At 35.6% G+C, this 13,850-nt stretch carries 18 protein-coding genes; 3 read left to right on the top strand and 15 right to left on the bottom strand.

The genetic code is table 11. The features are described 5' to 3' along the window. Positions 1-27: 27 nt before the first annotated feature. From BUA89_RS21310 to mraZ, 5 genes are all read right to left on the bottom strand, one after another. Positions 28-1,488 (bottom strand): UDP-N-acetylmuramoyl-L-alanyl-D-glutamate--2,6-diaminopimelate ligase, encoded by a 1,461-nt coding sequence (locus BUA89_RS21310; protein WP_072963780.1) that lies wholly within the window; start codon positions 1,486-1,488, stop codon positions 28-30. Positions 1,489-1,656: 168 nt separating this feature from the next. Further along, positions 1,657-3,648, bottom strand: coding sequence for a penicillin-binding transpeptidase domain-containing protein (locus BUA89_RS21305; RefSeq protein WP_072963777.1), 1,992 nt, complete (start codon positions 3,646-3,648; stop codon positions 1,657-1,659). Then, complete coding sequence (locus BUA89_RS21300) at positions 3,632-4,000, bottom strand: FtsL-like putative cell division protein (RefSeq protein WP_072963824.1); 369 nt, start codon at positions 3,998-4,000, stop codon at positions 3,632-3,634. The genes BUA89_RS21305 and BUA89_RS21300 overlap by 17 nt, the downstream gene beginning before the upstream one ends. Positions 4,001-4,089: 89 nt before the next feature. Continuing rightward, positions 4,090-4,983 carry a 16S rRNA (cytosine(1402)-N(4))-methyltransferase RsmH gene (gene rsmH / locus BUA89_RS21295; protein ID WP_072963774.1) on the bottom strand — a complete coding sequence of 298 codons (894 nt, stop codon included), beginning with the start codon at positions 4,981-4,983 and terminating at the stop codon, positions 4,090-4,092. 45 nt (positions 4,984-5,028) lie between these two features. Next, complete coding sequence (mraZ, locus tag BUA89_RS21290; RefSeq protein WP_072963772.1) at positions 5,029-5,487, bottom strand: division/cell wall cluster transcriptional repressor MraZ; 459 nt, start codon at positions 5,485-5,487, stop codon at positions 5,029-5,031. 273 nt (positions 5,488-5,760) lie between these two features. On the opposite strand from mraZ, the gene BUA89_RS21285 reads away from it, so the two are divergent. The 3 genes from BUA89_RS21285 to BUA89_RS21275 all read left to right on the top strand — a co-directional run bounded on the left by BUA89_RS21285 (position 5,761) and on the right by BUA89_RS21275 (position 7,655). Next, positions 5,761-6,522 carry an alpha/beta fold hydrolase gene (locus BUA89_RS21285; RefSeq protein ID WP_072963769.1) on the top strand — a complete coding sequence of 254 codons (762 nt, stop codon included), beginning with the start codon at positions 5,761-5,763 and terminating at the stop codon, positions 6,520-6,522. Positions 6,523-6,589: 67 nt separating this feature from the next. Beyond that, positions 6,590-7,213: a ribosome biogenesis GTP-binding protein YihA/YsxC gene (gene yihA, locus BUA89_RS21280; protein WP_072963766.1), complete on the top strand. Its 624-nt coding sequence runs from the start codon at positions 6,590-6,592 to the stop codon at positions 7,211-7,213. Next, on the top strand, positions 7,206-7,655 hold the full coding sequence (locus BUA89_RS21275; RefSeq protein ID WP_072963762.1) for a GNAT family N-acetyltransferase: 450 nt from the start codon (positions 7,206-7,208) through the stop codon (positions 7,653-7,655). Before yihA ends, BUA89_RS21275 begins: the two co-directional genes overlap by 8 nt. A gap of 57 nt (positions 7,656-7,712) precedes the next feature. On the opposite strand, the gene BUA89_RS21270 is transcribed toward BUA89_RS21275, so the two are convergent. From BUA89_RS21270 to BUA89_RS23230, 10 genes are all read right to left on the bottom strand, one after another. Beyond that, positions 7,713-8,594, bottom strand: a complete 882-nt coding sequence (locus BUA89_RS21270; protein WP_072963759.1) for a hypothetical protein — start codon at positions 8,592-8,594, stop codon at positions 7,713-7,715. A gap of 10 nt (positions 8,595-8,604) precedes the next feature. Continuing rightward, on the bottom strand, positions 8,605-9,945 hold the full coding sequence (locus BUA89_RS21265; RefSeq protein WP_072963756.1) for a beta-carotene 15,15'-monooxygenase: 1,341 nt from the start codon (positions 9,943-9,945) through the stop codon (positions 8,605-8,607). Positions 9,946-9,951: 6 nt separating this feature from the next. Next, positions 9,952-10,359 carry a hypothetical protein gene (locus tag BUA89_RS21260; RefSeq protein WP_072963753.1) on the bottom strand — a complete coding sequence of 136 codons (408 nt, stop codon included), beginning with the start codon at positions 10,357-10,359 and terminating at the stop codon, positions 9,952-9,954. Positions 10,360-10,364: 5 nt separating this feature from the next. Beyond that, a complete protein-coding gene (locus BUA89_RS21255; protein WP_072963750.1) occupies positions 10,365-10,766 on the bottom strand; it encodes a DUF6804 family protein in 402 nt (133 codons plus the stop codon). A gap of 9 nt (positions 10,767-10,775) precedes the next feature. Then, the gene (locus tag BUA89_RS21250) at positions 10,776-10,991 is read right to left on the bottom strand and encodes a TM2 domain-containing protein (RefSeq protein WP_072963746.1); all 216 of its coding nucleotides are present in this window, start codon (positions 10,989-10,991) and stop codon (positions 10,776-10,778) included. Between the two features lie 3 nt (positions 10,992-10,994). Continuing rightward, the gene (locus tag BUA89_RS21245; protein WP_072963743.1) at positions 10,995-11,621 is read right to left on the bottom strand and encodes a PH domain-containing protein; all 627 of its coding nucleotides are present in this window, start codon (positions 11,619-11,621) and stop codon (positions 10,995-10,997) included. Between the two features lie 15 nt (positions 11,622-11,636). Further along, positions 11,637-12,164, bottom strand: coding sequence for an SH3 domain-containing protein (locus tag BUA89_RS21240; RefSeq protein ID WP_072963740.1), 528 nt, complete (start codon positions 12,162-12,164; stop codon positions 11,637-11,639). A gap of 2 nt (positions 12,165-12,166) precedes the next feature. Next, complete coding sequence (locus BUA89_RS21235) at positions 12,167-13,237, bottom strand: type I restriction endonuclease (protein ID WP_072963737.1); 1,071 nt, start codon at positions 13,235-13,237, stop codon at positions 12,167-12,169. Positions 13,238-13,240: 3 nt separating this feature from the next. Beyond that, the gene (locus tag BUA89_RS21230; RefSeq protein ID WP_072963733.1) at positions 13,241-13,579 is read right to left on the bottom strand and encodes a YegP family protein; all 339 of its coding nucleotides are present in this window, start codon (positions 13,577-13,579) and stop codon (positions 13,241-13,243) included. Positions 13,580-13,641: 62 nt separating this feature from the next. Then, positions 13,642-13,809 carry a hypothetical protein gene (locus tag BUA89_RS23230; RefSeq protein WP_178362488.1) on the bottom strand — a complete coding sequence of 56 codons (168 nt, stop codon included), beginning with the start codon at positions 13,807-13,809 and terminating at the stop codon, positions 13,642-13,644. Positions 13,810-13,850: the final 41 nt, after the last annotated feature.

The following is a 13,850-nucleotide window of genomic DNA, read 5'->3' as shown; positions in this document are numbered from 1 at the left end:
TTAAGTTTTAATAAGTTTTTGTCTGATTTACTTACTCATTAATTTCCAAAGCTCATTGATCGTTTCTTTGTCGTCAAAATGATGTTTCACACCATTAATCTCCTGATAGGTTTCGTGGCCTTTTCCGGCTACGAGGACAATATCTTTAGGTTCCGCAAACTTTATCGCCATTTTGATAGCTTCTTTTCTGTCCGGAATTGAAGTGTATTTGCTGAAGTTCTGAGGTTCAACACCTGCTTCAATTTCTTTTATGATTGCTGCCGGATCTTCCGTTCTCGGATTGTCTGAAGTGATGATAGCCAACGTTGATTTTTTCGTGGCAATATTTCCCATTTCGGGTCTTTTGGAGTGATCTCTGTCGCCTCCGCAGCCGAAAACCGTGATGAGCCTTTCGTTTTTCGTTCTGATGTCATTGATGCTGTCCAGAATATTTTCCAAAGCATCCGGAGTATGCGCATAATCTACGATGAAGAAAATTCCGCCATCTGATTTGAAGGTCTCAAATCTTCCGGAAACTCTTTTCAGCTGACTGATTGCCTGTAAAATTTCATCCTGTTCAAAGCCAAGTTCAGAAGCAATTCCGAATACCAATAATAAATTGTAAACATTGAATTTGCCTGTCAATGTCGTCCAGAATTCTTTTCCGTTAAAATTCAACAGCATTCCGTTGAAATCAACTTCCAGTAATCTTCCGTGATAATCTGCCATTGTTTTCAGAGCATAAGACCTTTTCGTTGCCTTTGTATTCTGAAGCATGACATTCCCGTTTTTATCATCGATATTTGTGATCGCAACGGCTGAATCTTCCAGCTGATCAAAAAATCTTTTTTTCGTTTTTAAATATTCTTCAAACGTTTTATGATAATCTAAATGATCGTGCGTTAAATTTGTGAAACCGGCTACTTTAAAGTGAAGTCCTTCGATTCTGTTTTGGGCAATTCCATGAGAACTTACTTCCATGAACGCAAATTCGCAGCCTTCTTCAACAGCCTGGGCTAAAATTTTGTTAATGGTAATCACGTCCGGGGTTGTATGTGTTGCAGGAATTACCTTTTCTCCGACTCTGATCTCAACGGTAGAAAGTAAAGCCGAATCGTACCCTAAATTTCTGAAAACATCAAAAAGAAGAGTAGAAACAGAAGTTTTTCCGTTTGTTCCTGTAACTCCGATCAGTTTTAATTTTTCAGAAGGATTTCCGAAGAAATTAGAAGCCAATTGACCTAAAGTTTTAGAAGAATCTTTTACTTTAACGTAAGTCACTTTTTCATCTAAATTTTCAGGAAATTCTTCGCAAACAATTGCTTTTGCTCCTTTTTCCGCAGAAGATGCAATAAATGAATGTCCATCTACAACTGTTCCTCTCATTGCGATGTACAAAGAGTTTTCAGTAATCTTTCTGCTGTCGAAAACCAATTCTGAAATCTCACGGGTATCGTCACCGTGAATTTCTAATACTGGAATTCTTTTTAATAAATCATTTAATTGCATTTCTCTGATGCTTTATATTTTAATTTTTGACATGGTTTTATCCTGTCTTTTGCTGTCTTTATTATTTCCATAAGTTTCACTTACGGCTATTTATATTGAACCCTTCGGGTTCTTTAATAGGATTATGATCCTATCCTAATTTAAATCGTCCCTTCGGGACTCTCTTTTTTAATTCTGCAGAGACAAATAAATCCTCTGGTTCTTGCTGATAGTTGTTCCTTCCAACGGGAATTGTTCTTTAACTCTCCCAACTCCTTTGTAATCTACACGATATCCTAAGCTTTCCAATTGAGGGATTACATTTTTACCGATTAATCCGACTACGCTTGGCATTTGCTTATTGTTAACTGCTATTTTTACATTTGGTTCTACCATTTTGTTAAGGTTTACCTTTTTGTCGACAAGCATTTCTCTTTCAATATTTTGCGGTGTTTTTAAAAACGTTTTTCCTGCAATTTCTTTAAAAACCGGTGCGGAAACCGTTCCTCCGTAAAATCCTTTTGCCGTATTCGGTTCGCTGATCATCACGTAACATGTATATTTCGGATTATCGGCCGGGTAGAAGCCTGCAAATGATGCACGATATTTCATCGGGCCGGGCAACCAATATTCAAATCTTGCGGTTCCGGTTTTTCCTGCCATTTTTAAATTTGGTGTGAAGATGCTTTTCCCTGTTCCTTTTTCAACAGCTTTCGTTAATGCGCTCGTCATCATTTTAATCGCTTTTTCAGAAGCCATTTTATCAACCATTACTTCAGGTTTTGCAGAGTACATTATTTTTCCGTCTTTCATGATTTTATCAATGAAAAGAGGTTTTAGCATTTTGCCACCATTAGCAACTCCGTTATAGAAAGTTGCTAATTGTAATAAGTTGATGTTCGTAGAATATCCGTAAGCTATTGATGCCAGTGTGGCCGCATTCCATCTTTTACTTTCGGGAGTTAAAATTTTTGGTTTTGTAATTCCCGGAAGCTCGATATCCATTTTATCAAATAATTTCCAGCGTCTTAAATGATCAAGGAAGATCTGTGGTTTTTCGGCGTAATATTTTGTAATTAATTTTGCAGAACCTACGTTACTCGACTTAGCCAAAACATCACTGATGTCATAAGTTCCGCCACCGTGACCGTCTGAAATTCGTTGTTTAGCATACACCCAGACTCCGTTTCCTACATCAACGGTTGTATTTTCATCGATGAAGCCATCGTCCATTGCGGCTAAAAGAGAAATCGTTTTAAATGTAGAACCAGGTTCGATATTATCTTTTAAAGCATAATTATAAGAATCAACATAATCTCCGTCATCATTTCTTCTTAAATTAACCATGGCACGAACTTTCCCTGTTCCAACCTCCATCACAATGACAGTTCCGTGCTTTGCTTCGAAATTGATCAACTGTTTCTGTAAAGCCGAGTGTGCAATATCCTGAATTCTAAGATCTAAAGTCGTGTAAACATCTTCACCGTCAACGGGTTCCTGAACTTTCCAGTAATCAATGGGTTTCCATTGAGATGAATTGATTCTTTGCTCTAATCTTTTTCCGTCGGTTCCCCTTAAATATTTTGAAAATGCGCCTTCAAGACCGGCTTTTACTTCACCATTATCCATTCCTATGGTTCCTGCTCCGATTTCTGAAGTTGCGAGCTCTCTCTTGTAATTTCTGTCTACGATGAAGCCTCCTTTGTTTTTACCTTTCTTAAAAATCGGAAACTTTCGGATTCTGTCGTATTGGTCAAAATCAAGACCTTTTACTAAAGTGTAGTATTGGTTTTTCTTTTTTCTCTGCTCGTCGAATCTATTTCTGTATTCAATTCTTGGCTTTCCGAACATCTTGCTTAAAGAATCAGTTAAAGCACCAATATTATTGCTGTAGACCGTATCTTTCATGGTTTTAAAATCAAGATAAATGTCGTAGCGCATGACCGTTGTTGCCAAAATGGAGCCGTCTGAAGCGTATAAATTTCCACGGGCAGCCTTTAAGGTGGCAGTTCTGTAATTGCTGTTGATGTAATCATCTTTGATTTCCTGAACATTCGTGTTCTGAAGAATAATAATCCTCGCCAAGAACATGACAAACACGCACAAAGCTACCACTGCAAAGAGGTAGCCCCATCGTAAAGTATTTTTACGTTTATTGTCGTATTCACTTGGCTTTTGCATCTGTACTGTCTAGTTTTATGAGCAGCTTATGTGGATGGTTTTCCAAGGTCATTAAAGAGTCCCTGGCTACCTCTTTCCCCAATTGCGATTCCATTTTTACTTTGATCAGCTTACTTTGGGCGTAAGCGTTCCGCGATTTATATTCTTCTGTTTCTTCTTTTAAAGCATTGACAATTTTGATTTTCTTGTTGACGAGATGATTGGTATAAATCATGGCCATCATCAGCACAAACAACAGCAAAAAATACTTGTAGTGCATTTTGATCTCGTCACGGTTCAGGAAATTTCCTTTTATAATATCTATAAAAGTTAATCTTTTCTGAGGACGATTTGTTGTTGCTCTTTTTGCCAATTTAATGTCAATTTGCTTTTCAGTGAATTCACTTCGTTTGTCAATTGTCAATTTTAAAAATTCACCATTAACAGCTCACTCATTCACTTTTACACCTTAATTCCTGTTCTCATTTTAGCACTTCTGGCTCTTGAGTTTTCTTCGATTTCCTTATCGTCCGGAATAATCGCTTTGCTCTTTACCAGTTCGAATGCTTTTTTATAATTTCCGTAAATGTCTCTTTCGGGCTCACCTTCAAACATTCCGTTTTTCAAAAATCTTTTTACCAGCCGATCTTCTAAAGAATGGTAAGAAATGACAACCAGTCTGCCTTCCGGTTTTAAAACATTGTATGCCTGAACCAGCATTTCCTTTAAAACCTCCAATTCCTGATTCACTTCAATTCTTATTGCCTGAAACAATTGTGCATAAAATTTATTCACCTTATGCGGCGGCAGATAACTGAATAGTTTTTTCAGATCTTCCGTTGTATCAATGCTTTTCGTTTTTCTGTGATGAACAATGTCTCTCGCCAGTTTTCTGGCTTCTCTTAATTCACCATAATAATAAAATATGTCTGCAAGCTGCTCTTCATCATAATCGTTGATAACTCTTTTGGCATCCAATCCCTGCATCACATTCATTCTCATATCCAGTGGAGCGTTGCTTCTTGTAGAGAAACCTCTTTCGGCCTCATCAAACTGATGGGAAGAAACTCCAAGATCGGCTAAAATTCCATCCACCTGGGAAACTCCGTATATTAATAAAGAATTTTCCAGAAATCTGAAATTCTGATTGATCAATGTGAATCTCGGGTCATCAATTGTATTTTTAAGAGCGTCTAAATCCTGATCAAAGCTGAACAGTCTTCCTTTATCCGAAAGCCTGCCCAATATTTCTCTTGAATGGCCACCGCCACCAAAAGTACAGTCCACGTATGTTCCGTCTGGATTCGTCACCAAATCATCAACACTCTGCTTCAGCAAAACGGGGTTATGATACATGTTTACGTTGTGTTTTTTTACGCTTTTTCTTAATAATCGGCGTGGTTATTCTTCGTCGAAGGCTCCCATTACATCTTCGGCAAGGCTTGCAAAATCTGTTTCGTCTATGGAAATTACCTTTTCGTAGGCTTCTTTATCCCAGACTTCAAATAGTTCTCCTGCGCTGGTAATCACAATATCTTTCTGAAGATTTGCGAATACTGTGAGGTCTTTCGAAATCTGTAGCCTTCCAGCGTTATCCAGTTCTACAGTTTTTACTCCTGCCGTAAACATTCTAATGAAATCAGCATTCTTTTTAATGAATCTGTTCAGTTTATTAATTTTGCCCATCACTTTATCCCATGCATTCATAGGGTAAACTTCCAGACAGGGCTGGAACACAGATCTTTTAACTACAAAGGCTTTGTCGTCGAAGTTTTCCATCTGCTTAATCAGAGATGAAGGAACTTTTAGGCGGCCTTTGTCGTCAATTTTACACTCATATGTTCCAATGAAACTCTTCATTTGGGACAAATTTATATAATAATTTCCAAAATCTCCCACTTTTTACCACTTTTTACCTTAATGTTAATAAGTTTTATTAAAGATTGAAGTTTTATAGTGTAAAATATTGATATGTTGATAATTGTAAAATGTATTTTTTAGGCTTAAATAAAGAGTTTTTCAAAAAAAAAGTTAAAAAGCGGGTTATTATATTATTTTTATTTTAAATTAGGGTAATCAAAATATTTTTGAGGTTTAATTTGTATTTTTGCAAGGCTTTATTACAGGCATTATATGATATTTAGTACAAAAAAAGAAAAGAAATATACTTTTGTTGAGGCGGGAGAAGGACATCCATTGGTGCTGTTGCATGGTTTAATGGGTGGTTTAAGTAATTTCGATAAGATGGTAGATTTTTTTTCGGACCGAGGATTTAAGGTTTACGTTCCTCAGTTGCCAATCTACGATTTGCCGGTACTTAATACGAATCTTACGACTTTAGCAAAATATATTATCAAGTTTATAGAAACTCATATCGACGGTCCGGTTACCATTGTTGGAAACTCCATGGGAGGTCATGTGGGATTGATCCTTACCCTGGCAAGACCTGATTTGGTTAAGAATCTGGTTCTTACAGGCAGTTCGGGATTATATGAAAGAACTTTTGGAGACAGTTTTCCGAGAAAAAACGACCGTTCTTATATTCGAAAGAAAACAGAAGAGGTTTTTTACGATCCTGCTATTGCCACTGAAGATCTGGTAGATGAAGTTTTCGGGGTGGTGAATGACAGAATGAAAGGGATCAAAACGGTAATGCTGGCAAGAAGTGCTATCAAGCACAATATGCTGAATGATTTGCCAAAAATTCTGACGCCAACGTGCCTGATCTGGGGAAAACAAGATAATGTAACACCTCCTGAAGTGGCGGAGGATATGCATAAATTTATTCCAAATTCGGATTTATTCTGGATCGATAAATGCGGTCATGCAGCGATGATGGAAAAGCCAGATGAGTTCAATGAAATTCTATACAGCTGGATAAAAGATAAAGTTTAAAATAAAATATAAATGACCATTAAGAGCTTTTCTTAATGGTTTGTTTTTCTAAAAAATATTTAAGAAAATGGTTATTAAAACGGCAACATTTGTAAAGAGTAGCGGGAAATGGCAGGACTGCCCTGAACCGAATATTCCCGAATATGCCTTCATCGGAAGGTCTAATGTTGGAAAATCATCGTTAATCAACGCGATGATGAATCATAAGGATTTGGCTAAAACATCGGGAACTCCCGGAAAAACTCAGCTTATTAATCATTTTTTAGTAAATGAAAGCTGGTATCTTACGGATTTACCTGGTTACGGATATGCAAAAGTTTCCAAATCCATCCGAAAAGATTTTGAAAAGCTGATTACCAATTATATTTTAAACAGAAAAAATTTAGTTAATCTTTTTGTGCTGGTTGATTCAAGGCACAAACCGCAAGCTATTGATTTGGAATTCATCCAATGGTGTGGAGAAAGCGGAGTTCCGTTCTCCATTGTTTTTACAAAAGTTGATAAGCTGAAGCCTAATATTGCCATTAAAAATGTAGAAGATTATAAGACGGAACTTCATAAAACATGGGAAGATCTTCCTGAATTATATGTGACTTCTGCAGAAAAGAAAGTCGGTGGAGAGGAAATTTTAAGCTTTATCCAAAAGACAAACGAATTTTTAGCCAACAATAACGTAAGCTTTGATGAGTAATATTATCTGGAAAATTAAAACTTTCGATGAGTTTACCGTTCCTGAATTGTACAATGTTTTAAAAGCAAGAATCGATGTTTTTGTAATCGAGCAGAACTGTCCTTATCCGGATCTGGATAATTATGACCAAAAAGCTGTTCACATCTGGGCAGAAGAAGACGGGGAAGTTTTGGCGAACTGCAGGATTTTCGACAAAGGAATAAAATATGATGAAGCTTCGATCGGAAGGGTTTTAACCACAGAAAAAGCACGGGGAAAACGATTAGGAAGGCAACTGATCCAATATGCTGTTGAAACCATAGAAAACCGTTTTCATACTTCTGAGATCAGGATTTCTGCGCAGGATTATTTACTGAAGTTCTACGGAGATTTCGGGTTTGAAGACACTGGGAAAAAATATTTGGAAGACAACATTCCGCACACGGAAATGTTGAGAAAATAAAGAAAGCGGGGAAATTATTTCCTCGCTTTTTTAATGGTTAAATATATTGAATGTGTTTTATTTTCCAGCAATAGCTTTCAAAATAATAGGTTCCAGATTTGATGGAAGATCGGCAGATTTGATCTGATAGTTTTTAATTTTCATTTCTTTAAACCAGTTTTCCCAATATTCCTTGATGACAGCTTCCTCAAAAGGATTCCCTTTTTCCGGATTGATTCCTAATACGATAACTTCGAGATTGTTCAGATTATCATTGGCTTTTACAAAACCGAATTTATTTTTTTCGATAATATCTTTAAAATTTGAAGTTGTGAGGCTATTTGTTTTTATTAATTTGGTTGTGAGATAAGACGTTTTATTTTCCTCTGCAAATTTGGTGTTGTCATGATACATATATCCGTCTGTTAAAATGAAAAGAATATTTCTTTTATCATTTTTAATGCAGTAATCTTTCACTTTATTTTTAAAAAATTCCCAAATATCAGAACCGACATAATTTCCGTCGTGTATTGCAGACTGATAAATGTTTAAAGGTAATTCAGAATACTTTTTATCAACAGAATCAAAATAATTTCGTTCTGTATTTTTATCAAAAGCAACCTTAAGTTCTTTTGTAAACTCATTCATCTTCGGATCGGAAGGTTCAGGATTAAAGAAAACCTGCATCTGATCATCGTAAGTGATGATCTTCTTTGATTTTATGTGATTTAAAAAACCTTTTTCAATGGACTTGATATATTCCGTATCTCTTTGGAAATATTCCATCGTGGGATTTGGGTTTGTTTTAGGATCAATTCTGTCTGACAAATCAATTAAAATACTGAGATTGATATTGTTTGAATCTACTTCAGGTGGACAATTTGTACAAGGTGATGGAGGTGGAGTTTTTTTGCAAGAAACTAAAGAAATAATCATTAATAAATAAAATATCTTTCTCATAATCTGTAATTTATAAAGATGATAAGTAAACAAGGTTCTGATTGTCCGAATTGGCTCCCACGGTTTCCAGATTGGTATTGTACGTTGATATACAATCATCGATCATTGTTTGTTTTTCCGTTCTGGAAACCGCAATTTTTTCTCCAATGAATGTGATCCAGCCCTGAACATATTCCGAAGCATATAATTTGTAATCTTTAGTCGGAATGATCACTCCGTCAATAATATTCTGAAGTTCTTCAATTCTGCCTCGGGTTTTTATGATCAATTCTTTCGTATTCCCAATTGCTGTAAGAATTTCTTCAATTTCCGTCTTTAAAACATTGATCTTTTCCTGAAAAAACTCGACTCTTTTCTGCCTGATTTCCTGTTCGTTTTTGATCTTGTCTTTTTCCCGGTGTTCCTTCATTACAAAATCAAAAACAACTCCCCAAATAATGTAAACAATGAACCCTGCGAAAATAATTCCCCAAAACTGAATTTTGGTAAAGGCTATTTTAAGGTCGAAATCGGGAGAGTTAAAAGTTTTGTTTAATTCATATAGTTTTGATTCGATTTCATAGGCTAAAATAGAATCGAAAACAAAGGTCACGATAAACAACAGACCAAGCTTTACGTAATTGGCCTTGGTTTTATTTTCTCCGAACATGTGAATCAGAAAGCCTAATCCGAGAAATACAAAGGGAATCAATGTAACAAAAGCCACTTCAATAAAACCGTCATTCCAGGCTTTCATCCAAGCATTTGCATCCAAAACACTCTGTATCACAGTACTTTTGGCATCAAAGGTCTTAAAAAAGGCCGAATAGGAAGTTGAAATATAAAATGTTCCTAAATATAAAGTGATGGGAATCAAAAGAATCAATCCAATCCAGAACTTTGCTGATGCACCTCGTGTTGCTTTCACATTATATTTCTCAGGATTTCTAGGAAGATCAAGGATTTCAGCTTTTAACGCTTCAATCGTATGTTGATGGTTTTCAACTTCTGTATTTTTTGTTTTCAAAAGTTCTTCTTTGGTGTCCTGTGAAACCGTTAAAGCCTTAATTTCAGTTTCCCGATTTTTCTGTTCATTAACATAAGATTCCTTGAGTTGATGCTGCTTTTCCACCATTTCTTTTTCTTCATTCTGAAATTTCGAATAAACCGCATCAAGACAAATTGAAAGGGTAGAATGATTTCCGCTTGTTCGTGAACTGTCTCTGTAACCCGATTCGTGATAAGTTCTTTTTCTGCTTTCTTCGAGAGATTCGTCGGCCGGGTTGATTTCAGTTTTTGGAAGCTGTTCCTGCTTGGTTTCTATGGGAACAGATTTTAGTCTGAATAAATTTTTTATGCTTGTAGTATCCATAGTGTGTTAATTTTTTAATTCGTATAAAATTTCGTTTTTATTCTTTCCGATTTTTACGGCTTCAATGAGATAATCTACAATTGCCGTTACATTTTCTTCCAAAAAACCGAACATCAGAACGTATTTTTCCATTGCAGAATATTCGTTCGGAGAAACAATTCCGTCTGCCCAGATCATTACTGTAAGATCGTACAGGTAATCTACCTTTTCCTCAATAGTTTTTGGAATTAATGATTTTAAATTGATTGGATTCAGAAGAATTTCGTCCAGATTTTTAGATGAAATGCCTCTTTCTTCGGCAGATTTGTACAACATTTTCAATTCTAAGGCACTGAAATCATCATCACAGATCGCCATCTGATACAGCCTTAAAAAATGAGCTTTGAGATTTTCCGTTATTTGATTGTTTTCCATGGTGATTATTCTTCTTTTGGTTTTTTAGGATTAATGATTCTGTCTCTGGAAACAGTTCTTCGATGGATTGGTATTGACGGTTCTGAAGTTTCTTCGGTAATTTCTTCTTCCTTTTTCGGCTCGGTTATTTCTATAAAATTGATCAACAGAAATAAAATTCCCGTTATCGTATCAATTGGGATCCACAAGCTTTTTCGATATAGATAAATAGGAAAAACAGGATTGAAAAGAATAAGGATAACCAGAAAAATTATACTGAAATAATGTTGCTTAAAGCTTAATGTATTGTATAAAACCAATAGAGCTCCTATGGAAACAAGAATTCTGAGGAAAGTATAATATTCTATGGGAAGCTTGAAAATACCGATGAAACAACAGATCGCACAGAAGGTGAGAAATGGTTTCATAATGTTTGTTTAAAATCCGGTTCTGAGATTATATTTATAATTAAAGCGGTCTTCAGACATAAAAATCAATACGAAGAAATCGAAAAATGCAATTAATGCAGGGATGAAAGTCCAGCAAAATACCAGATAAAGTATTCCCAAAGTGTTTTGTCCTAAGTAAAATCTGTGAATGCCTATTCCTCCAAGGAAAAAAGCAAGTAAAGCGGCGGTAGATTTTGATTTCATAATTTAAACTCGGGATAAGATTTCGTTCTTTTTTTCTTCAAATTCTTCGGGGGAAATTATTCCGTTTTCTTTCAGGCCTTTTAATTTTTGCAATAATTCAAAAGGATCTTCATTTTCTATCAGCAATGTCTTTTTCTCCTGCTGAAACTGTTGAGGCTGTGTGATGATAGGAGTTGCATTATTAACCGTAACTCCTCCCGCAGAAGCTCTCAATGTTTCGAGATTCTTTTCTCTTCTCACACCTCTCATTCTTTCTTCCACTTCCTGAGCAAACTGATACAGTTTTCTGGCTTGATTTTTAGGAAGATAATCCATCATATTGGTGAAGTTTCGTGTGGTTTTCATCATAAAAGTTGCGCCGACAATGCCTTCTTTAATGTGACAATCTGCAATATCTACCCAGCTGTAATCCTGAAAATCCATAGACAAACCAAAGTTTTTTGGTCTGCAGAAAATAATTCTTCTGTTGGTAAGGGCGATGCAGTCCGGAGATAAATTGAGTAAAGGTTTCTTCTGAACTGCAATATATTCTACGGTTTCCTGTGAAGTAAGAAGGCTGTTGATTCTTCCTAAGAGCTTTTCAACAGCTTGAGGATCTTGCTCTTCATTTAAAAATTTCTTTAAGTTCATATTATTTGTATGTGATTATTTTACATTCTTATAATAAACATATCCTTTTTTTCCGCTTGATTTAACCTGTACTTTGTACCAGGGGCCTTCCTTTGAAAGCTGAATAAGCTTCATGTTTTTCGTCACTTTTTCTATGATTTTAGATTTAAAAGAAGGCTTTTCGTAAATATTTGTTGTGGAAATCCCGGCAATATATCTGTTGTTGGAATTAACGTTGACGTTTACCTCATCAATATGAATTTTTGGTGATTTACTGGATTTTCTTTTTGATGTTTTATAAGAATCTGGAGATTTATGTTTCTTAGATCTGCTTCTTTTGGAAGAACTTCCTGAAGACGAGCTGCTTCCGGAAGAACCTCCACCGCAAACGCCACAGGTTCCTCCACCGCTGCAATGTCCACACCGTGAACAGTTAGAGCAAGCGGTGCAATAGGCAGAACCTGTACATCTTCCGTCGTGTCCTATATTGTCATTGGCTTTAAAACAGGAATTTAAAAGAAATAAAGTGAAGGTAAATATGATGAATGGTATTAGTTTTTTCATGGTTAGTTATAGTTTTCTAATGTCTGATGAAGCTGGTTTCTGTAATTGTAGATTTCGTCAAGTGTGTTTAATAGAACTTTCTCTCCCGCTTCTTTTCCGTTGTGAAAAGTTTCCAAATATTTATTAGCGGTATTGAAGTGAAGTCTGCAAAGCGGTTTTCTATTATTATCATCCAATAAAATTGCGAAGTATGACAAAGTATCTCTGTAAGCAATTCTTGCAGAAGGAATTTTTTCTCTTAGAATGGCTTTTACAATTTGAAATCCTTCCAGCTCTTCTTCTGTTGTTACGATTTTGGATTCGTTATTTTCATCAATAGGCTGCGAACTTTTAACGTCGTCTTCCTGTTTTTCGATCTGTTCATTAATGCTTAAGGCTGATTTTAAACGGAAACTGATGGATTCGTTGATAGAAGTTGTTAATGCTTTTTTGGCATATTCTTTAAACGAAATCATCCGGTTTGCCGTTAAAGGTTTTTCAAAAAAACGGTTAACCAAGAGCTTTACCAGTTCATCAGACGGATTTTCAATTTCTTTCTCAAATTCTTTTCTGATGGCTTTGATGTATTTTAAGGCTTCTGCGGAATCGAGAATACTTTCCAGATTATAGTCTTTCTTGGTGAAGCTTTCCAGAATTTTGATGGAACTGTCTTTTAGGTCTTCAATATTAATCGTGAAAAAAGGTTTTTCATCCATAATATTAGGTTTCTCAAGATCTGTGTAGAAGTTATAAACTATTCCGTTCGTCAAAACTCCGAATCTTGTTTTCGATACATGATAATATCTGTGAAGCTGAGAATTATGCGCATCAGCACTTTCTTTCCAGTGTTTACATTCAATAATGAAAATCGGCTCATCATTATTTTTGATGACATAGTCAACTTTTTCTCCTTTTTTGGTTCCAATATCGCAAACATGTTCGGGAACGACCTCCGTTGGATTGAAAATATCATATCCTAAAATTTGGATAAAAGGCATAACGAAGGCATTTTTTGTTGCTTCTTCCGTTCCGATCTGGTCTTTTAAACCGATGACTTTCTGATGTAACTGTTCAAGTTTAATTTTAAGATCCATGATTTATTTTTTTAAAGTTTCATCAATAATTTCTGCAGTCGGAGCATTTTGCTTTACCGAAGCAATTCCGTTTTCCATGCCTGATTTTGTGCTGTAAAGCTGGCTTTTTCCGATAATTTCACCGTTTCTTGCTTTAAGAACGAAATAGTCTTTTTTATTCACTGCAACTCTTCGGTCGTATCTGGAAGCGTCCTGAGAATTAATTTTAACGGATTCAATTCCTTTTACACACGAAGCTTTCTGGACATAGCCTTCGCTTGTTAAAATAATTTCGCCATTTCCGGCTTTCAGATTAAACTGATACTCTTTATTTACTCTTTGAGTGATGATAAATTTTCCCATGGTTGTTTTTTATTTCTATTTGTAAATCCAGTGATTAAAGAAATAATCACTGGAAATTAGATCTAAGCGTATTGAATTAATTCCCAAGTAACCGCTTTTCCATCGTAAGGAGGCATTCTGTTTCCTTTTGAAATTGGGGCTGTTGTAGAAGGGTTTCCAACAACCTTCCAAACTCCTGATTCAGGACAACTTTCTCCTGTTTTCGCTTTTGTTCCTAATGGTTTTTTCATAACAAAAATTATTTATTGTTTAACAATCCAAAAATATGAGC

The organism is Chryseobacterium arachidis (genome assembly GCF_900129245.1).
Lineage (GTDB): Bacteria > Bacteroidota > Bacteroidia > Flavobacteriales > Weeksellaceae > Chryseobacterium > Chryseobacterium arachidis.
Note: the sequence above shows the minus strand (reverse complement) of the source record. Positions and strands in the feature narration are given on the sequence as shown.